7 protein-coding genes, 1 pseudogene and 1 riboswitch are annotated in these 6,300 nt (G+C 38.6%); all 8 genes and pseudogenes read left to right on the top strand.

Annotated features, from left to right (window positions below; all coding sequences use genetic code 11):
• The first annotated feature begins 159 nt into the window (after window positions 1-159).
• The 8 genes and pseudogenes from Q7O55_RS05505 to Q7O55_RS05470 all read left to right on the top strand — a co-directional run bounded on the left by Q7O55_RS05505 (window position 160) and on the right by Q7O55_RS05470 (window position 6,198).
• Window positions 160-570: pseudogene (locus tag Q7O55_RS05505) on the top strand (hypothetical protein).
• 8 nt (window positions 571-578) lie between these two features.
• Window positions 579-902, top strand: coding sequence for a hypothetical protein (locus Q7O55_RS05500; RefSeq protein WP_303929046.1), 324 nt, complete (start codon window positions 579-581; stop codon window positions 900-902).
• 30 nt (window positions 903-932) lie between these two features.
• Window positions 933-1,397 (top strand): GNAT family N-acetyltransferase, encoded by a 465-nt coding sequence (locus tag Q7O55_RS05495; protein ID WP_303929044.1) that lies wholly within the window; start codon window positions 933-935, stop codon window positions 1,395-1,397.
• Between the two features lie 124 nt (window positions 1,398-1,521).
• The gene (locus Q7O55_RS05490) at window positions 1,522-1,941 is read left to right on the top strand and encodes a GNAT family N-acetyltransferase (protein ID WP_303929042.1); all 420 of its coding nucleotides are present in this window, start codon (window positions 1,522-1,524) and stop codon (window positions 1,939-1,941) included.
• A 169-nt stretch (window positions 1,942-2,110) separates the two neighbouring features.
• On the top strand, window positions 2,111-2,593 hold the full coding sequence (locus Q7O55_RS05485) for a GNAT family N-acetyltransferase (protein WP_303929040.1): 483 nt from the start codon (window positions 2,111-2,113) through the stop codon (window positions 2,591-2,593).
• 199 nt (window positions 2,594-2,792) lie between these two features.
• A riboswitch (cobalamin riboswitch) is annotated at window positions 2,793-2,982 on the top strand.
• A gap of 201 nt (window positions 2,983-3,183) precedes the next feature.
• Window positions 3,184-4,356, top strand: a complete 1,173-nt coding sequence (locus Q7O55_RS05480) for an ABC transporter substrate-binding protein (RefSeq protein WP_303929038.1) — start codon at window positions 3,184-3,186, stop codon at window positions 4,354-4,356.
• Between the two features lie 16 nt (window positions 4,357-4,372).
• The gene (locus Q7O55_RS05475) at window positions 4,373-5,422 is read left to right on the top strand and encodes an iron ABC transporter permease (protein WP_278618596.1); all 1,050 of its coding nucleotides are present in this window, start codon (window positions 4,373-4,375) and stop codon (window positions 5,420-5,422) included.
• Window positions 5,419-6,198, top strand: a complete 780-nt coding sequence (locus Q7O55_RS05470) for an ABC transporter ATP-binding protein (protein ID WP_008603092.1) — start codon at window positions 5,419-5,421, stop codon at window positions 6,196-6,198. Before Q7O55_RS05475 ends, Q7O55_RS05470 begins: the two co-directional genes overlap by 4 nt.
• Window positions 6,199-6,300 lie beyond the last annotated feature (102 nt).

Below are 6,300 nucleotides of genomic sequence, written 5' to 3'. Positions count from 1 at the left end.
TCTCCAATATGAGTCTTTTTATTTGTCGCAATATATTTTACAATTCATCATATAATATTAAATTGAAGACTTTATGGTAGAACAAGATGTTTTAAATAAAATGATAGATTAATTTGACTGCATTTTAATTAGTTACTTATAGTTGTGTAATGAGGTCCCATGAAAACAACAAAATCTTTTGGAGAGTATTCCAAATATTCTCTCCATGATGCAAGGGTACAGAAAATAGAATACGTAGACGATAATTTGATCTTTACATTTGATTACATTTTTTCTTACGAAAACGGTACTGAACAAACTCATAAGGCTCAAGTTGTATTTGAGACGTGCGATATAGATTTTTTCGAAATTCTCGTATTTAATAACATAATACTAGATACTTTCACAGGTAAAAGAATTGAGTTACCTCAGTATCAATAGGATTATAGTGAAAGCGAATTTGAGGTCATTATGGAGACCTATAATTGGGGACACGCTGTATTCCAGGGGTGGTTATGGACCGAAGGGAATCCCGTACACTGTATAATGAACATATACTTTAAAGGTGATATGGTATATGTAGTTGAATGAGGTCCGAAATGAGTACTTTAGATTTTACTATTGGCGGTACAGTTACTTTCTTTAGCAAGAAGAGAAGAACTCCACCTAATTTAAATAATGGAATGTACTATCCTCATTTTGTTATAAAAGGTACTGAGGAATATCTTGGTATTAACTTTATTGATGGTGAAGATGTCATCTTTGATAAAGAAATAGGAGCTAATGCGCTACCACTTTATGAAACTGTAGATTATTCTGCTCTACAAGCAGGTACTGAGTTCTTTATCATGGAAGGTGGCAATGTTGTTGGTGAAGGGATTGTAAAAGAAACCTTTCAGCATAAGCCACATGAGAAAAAATAATTGTAGGGTATTATATCCGTTGGAGGTTATATGATTCATATTATTGATGGCAAACCGTATTTAGATCAAGTAAAAGAGCTAATTCAAGAGTATACGCAGTGGCTTGGTCGCGATTTGTCCTTTCAGAATTTAGATAAGGAATTAGCAGATATTGCTGAGAAATATACGGCGCCAAATGGTGAATTATTGGTTGCAATTGATGATAATGATGTGGTGCTCGGCATGGTGGCGTATTATCAGCATAGTGATACCCGTTGTGAAATGAAACGCCTATATGTGCGTCCCGAGGGTCGTGGTCATGCTCTCGGTAATCGTCTGATTGAAAGCATTATGGACCATGCCAAGGCATCTGGATATAAAGAAATGGTGCTAGATACAATTGAACCATTGCAAGCAGCGATCCATCTGTACAAGAAGCATGGTTTTATTGAATGTGAGCCGTATTATCATAACCCTATGGATGATTTTATCTATATGAGCAAGGAACTTGTTTAATATTATGTGACTATATAGTTATGTAGTTAAATACTTATATAGTCATATAGTCATATAGTTTAGTTAACTGATGGATACCATCTCTTTGATAGCATATATCTCGAGATTTATAGGAGGAGCTTTTATGGCGATTACGTATACAGAAGAAAGAAATTTTACCCCTCAGCAAGTAGCAGAGTTATTTCTGTCTGTTCGTTGGGTGGTAGGTAAATATCCTGATAGATTGCACAAGGCACTGATGAATTCATCGCGCGTGATTTCTGCTTGGGATGGAGATCGCTTAATAGGTCTTATTCGCGTCATGGATGATAGCGAGCTGGTATGCTTCATCAATTATGTGCTAGTTCATCCTGATTATCGGGGACAAGGTATTGCAGGACACTTGCTTGAAATGGTGAAAGACGCTTACAAATCGTATTTGTATATCAATGTTATGATTGGCGACAGCAAGAATGCGACCTTGTACGAGAAACATGGTTTTAAAGTAAAAGAAAATTCCTTACCGATGCAATATCGCAATGTGCCTAAATATACGAAAAAGTAAATTTAGTAAATATAAGATTTAGCAGAAAAAGGCTACACGTAACATCTCTACGTGTAGCCTTTATGGTGTAAAGCGTTTATACTAAAAATGATTTATTTTAGCTGACTCATTTTAAAATGTGCTCTATACAAATACATAAGTGCATAAGTACATAAAGAAGGACATTAATATGTTAATACGAAAAGCGACAACCTCTGATTTAGATTTAGTAACACATATAGAAGCAACTTGTTTTCCTCCGGCAGAGGCGGCGCCTCGTGAGGCTTTTAAGGAACGATTAGACCATTATGCAGGTCAGTTTTTAATTGCCTTTGATGAAACTACACCAATTGGTTTTATCGATGGCTTCGTATCTGATGATGAAGTCTTAACGGATGAGATGTTCGCCGATGCTTCGCTACATAATCCCAAAGGTGCTTGGCAGATGATTTTTGGTCTAAATACGATGCCTGAATACCGCAATCGTGGTGTTGGTGGTCGGTTGATAGAGGCTTTCATAGAATTGGCCAGAGAGGAAAATCGAAAGGGTGTCATTTTAACCTGTAAGGAAGAAAAGTTGCCTTATTATGCCAAGTTTGGTTTTGTAAATGAAGGGGCGTCAACGTCGGATCATGGCGGTGCCAAATGGTATCAAATGCGCCTTGAATTGTAGAGGAAAAGTTATTAATCGATAAAAATAAATTATAGAATTTTAAGGATATTTCTACAGATTGTCCTAATGAGAAGCTAAAACTCCGCTTAGTGGTTGAGTTTTAGCTTCTCTTTTGCTAAAAAGTGTAGATTTTACAAGAATAGCTGTACCCCTATACGTTTATTGACACTGTATATACCGCATGCTACGATGAGAAAAATCACATATGATTGGGTTAGGTGTCTATTGACTTAATAGAGAATTTGGTATAAGCCAAAGCGATCACGCCACTGTAACAGCGAGGTACTTTGCATAGAGGGTAAAATGCTCTCGGTCACTGAGGTTTTTGGGAAGGCGCAAAGTAACGTTAAACTGGAGCCAGGAGAACTGCCTAATTAACAATTGCCAATTGACCTGCGAGAGACAGGGATGGGGATTGATATAGATGAATTTATACTAGCTATGCATAGTTGAAAGCTCATACTATATGCTAGCTTATTAGGCGTGGTAGTTAGTCTAACTGAGATGACAGCCCGTTTCCTCTTCGTGGGGAGACGGGCTTTTTATGTGCACTTATAGTGATGGTTTTAGTTGAGAGAAGAGAGGTACTTATGTTCAAACAAAAGAAGTTTATGGCGTATTTAGCCACGGTTTTCCTCCTAATTGTTAGTATGCTCATCGCTGCATGTGGAGGTCCTAGTGAGACAAAGAAAGATACAGCGCAAAATAGTAAGCCTATTGAGATTACTGACGTAACAGGACGTACGGTAACGCTTAAAAAGCCAGCAGAGAGAGTTGTTTTACAATGGAGTGGTGCCGGTGGTCCATTCTTTACGATTTCCGCACTTATGGGCAAGGATACGCCGAAGGTTATCGCCGGTATGGATACATCCTTACAGGATTATAGAGCGGATATGTGGAAGCACTTTACTGCTGAAATGCCTGAGTTAGCTAAGATCCCAGTAGTGGGGACTATCGGTGATAAAACATTTAATGTGGAGCAAGTTATTTCCTTGAACCCAGATGTTATTTTCATTCCTCTTGACTTGAAAGAACAATATGAGTCCGATGCTAAACCAAAATTAGATGCAGCAGGTGTACAAACGATTTACATTGATTACCATGCTGAAAAACTTGAAAGTCATCAAAAATCTATCGAAGCCATAGGTAAGGCTTTGGGTAAAGAGGAACGTGCCGCAGAAATCAGCAAGTTCTATACGGATCGCGTGACAAGAGTTCTCGATCGTGTTAGTAAAATTAACAAACCAAAACCAACAGTTTACCTTGAAGTTGGTATGAATGGTCCGGAAGAATTTGGTAATTCCTTTAGTAGTAATTACTCTTGGGGGGCATTAGCTACTATGGCTGGTGCTGATGTCATCACCAAGGATGTTATTAAGAAAACGTCTCCTATTAATCCAGAGTTTATACTTGAGAAAAATCCAGATATCATCATGATTATCGGTTCTTACTGGCCTAAGAAACCTACATCCATGCGTTTAGGCTTTGATACAAATGAAGCTAAATCTCAAGAATTATTGAAAGCTTTCACCACAGAACGTCAAGGCTGGCCTGAATTGAAAGCCGTTCAATCTAAAAACGTATTCTCTACTCACCATGGTTTACCTCGTGAAGTATATGACGTTGCAGTATTCGAATACTTAGCTAAAACATTCTATCCTGAGGAATTCAAGGATGTAGATCCTGAAGGCACACTTAAGGAATTCTATGACAAATTCCTTCCATTCTCTTACGGTGGCGTTTGGTTTATGCATTTGAACTAAAAAGGAGTTTTTCATAGTGACAGAAACTAACAATCAGTACGATTATAAAAAACAGAGTTATAAAAAACTATTGTTCATTATTATCGGATTGATCATTTGTGCGGTAAGTTTTGTTACCGATATTATTGTAGGTCCTGCATCACTTACGTTAAGTGATGTATGGCTCGCATTAACAGACCCAGCAGAGGTTTCCAAAAACGCATATGTTATCATTTGGTCGATTCGTCTTCCGACGGCCATTATGGCGTTGCTCGTAGGTGCTTCTTTGGGCATTGCTGGTGCTGGCATGCAGACTATCCTTGATAACCCGTTATCTAGCCCGTATACACTTGGTATATCCGCAGGGGCTGGCTTCGGCGCATCTCTTATGGTAGTTGTAGGCGCTAGTGCATTAGAGTTTTTAGGTGTCTTTATGGTTCCATTTGGCGCCTTTGTATTTGCTAGTTTGACGAGTTTCTTTATCTATTCCATCAATAAGATTAAGAACTTCTCCTCTGAAACGATGATTCTCGCCGGTATTGGCATGATGTTCTTGTTCCAAGCGCTTCAATCCTTGATGCAATATATGGCATCTCCTGAGGCCCTTCAAAACATCGTGTTCTGGACTATGGGGAGTTTAGCTAAGGCAAATTGGGTGAACATCTCTATTGTTCTTATCGTGCTAGCAATCATGCTTCCGCTTATGATGCGTGAATCTTGGCGTTTAACAGCATTAAAATTAGGCGATGAAAAGGCTTCTGGTCTTGGTGTTAATGTTGAAAGCTTACGGGTAAAAGTATTTGCTTTCATCTCCATCATTACAGCCGTTGCCGTTTCCTTCGTTGGAACCATTGGTTTTATCGGTATTGTAGGACCACATATTGCACGTATGCTTGTGGGTGAGGATCAACGGTATTTTTTACCGTTATCTGCAGTGTGTGGCATGGCGATTTTGTCTCTCGCATCTATTGCGAGTAAGATGCTCGTTCCTGGGGCGATGTTCCCAATCGGTATTGTGACGGCAATCATCGGCGTACCTTTCTTCTTCTCGTTGGTATTAACTAGGAAAAGGAGCTATTTCAAATGATTGAAGTTCATAATCTAACCTTTGGTTATTCCGCTACGGAAGACGGACAAATCTTAAAGGGCGTTGATTTTGCTGCTAAAACAGGTAAATTGACTGCGCTCATTGGTACTAACGGTGCTGGTAAATCTACACTTTTAAAAACAATCATGGGTATCTTGAAAGGCAAGGGCGAGATTTCCGTTAATGGTAAACCTGTATCTCAATATTCTACAAAGGATTTTAGCAGTACAGTGAGCTATTTGTCTCAAGATAATGACTGTAAAGTCAATCTATCTGTTTTTGAAGTCGTTATGCTAGGGCGCATGGGATCCATGTCCTTCCGCGTAAGTGATGAGGATATTGCAGCCACACAAGAGGTATTAGAACGGTTGAACTTACAGCGCTTTGCATCGCGCAGCATCATGGAGCTCAGCGGTGGTCAACGTCAACTTGTGTTCATGGCGCAAGCCCTTGTAAAAGAACCTAAAATCTTAATTCTTGATGAACCGACAAGTGCTTTAGATTTGCACAAGCAATTTGACTTGTTAACATTGCTAAAAAATCTGACTCAAGAAAATGATTTTACAACACTAGTAACATTGCATCATCTTGATCTGGCGGCTATGTTCGCAGATGAAATCATCGTGCTTAAAGAGGGTACAGTATATGCTCAAGGCGCGCCGAAAGACATCTTTACAGAAGCCATGATGGAAGATGTATACCGTGTTAAAACGAAAATTTATATGGATGACAATGGGCTACCTCATGTAATTCCATTAGAAGCTATTATTAATTAATAGGATTCTTTGTGATTGCGTTGAGCTTATTATAGTGTTGGTACTATTTGTTATAGATAGTCATTGACGTGAATCCAGTTATTAATAGGATGTAAGACTATT

The organism is Veillonella parvula (assembly GCF_945949885.1).
In the GTDB taxonomy this organism is placed as follows: domain Bacteria; phylum Bacillota; class Negativicutes; order Veillonellales; family Veillonellaceae; genus Veillonella; species Veillonella parvula_B.
This window is presented reverse-complemented; position numbering and strand designations above follow the sequence as displayed.

Bases quoted from the DNA above. Each gene is read 5' to 3' on its own strand.
- Q7O55_RS05500 (WP_303929046.1), top strand. From the start codon at position 579: ATGAGTACTTTAGATTTTACTATTGGCGGTACAGTTACTTTCTTTAGC.
- Q7O55_RS05495 (WP_303929044.1), top strand. From the start codon at position 933: ATGATTCATATTATTGATGGCAAACCGTATTTAGATCAAGTAAAAGAG.
- Q7O55_RS05490 (WP_303929042.1), top strand. From the start codon at position 1,522: ATGGCGATTACGTATACAGAAGAAAGAAATTTTACCCCTCAGCAAGTA.
- Q7O55_RS05485 (WP_303929040.1), top strand. From the start codon at position 2,111: ATGTTAATACGAAAAGCGACAACCTCTGATTTAGATTTAGTAACACAT.
- Q7O55_RS05480 (WP_303929038.1), top strand. From the start codon at position 3,184: ATGTTCAAACAAAAGAAGTTTATGGCGTATTTAGCCACGGTTTTCCTC.
- Q7O55_RS05470 (WP_008603092.1), top strand. From the start codon at position 5,419: ATGATTGAAGTTCATAATCTAACCTTTGGTTATTCCGCTACGGAAGAC.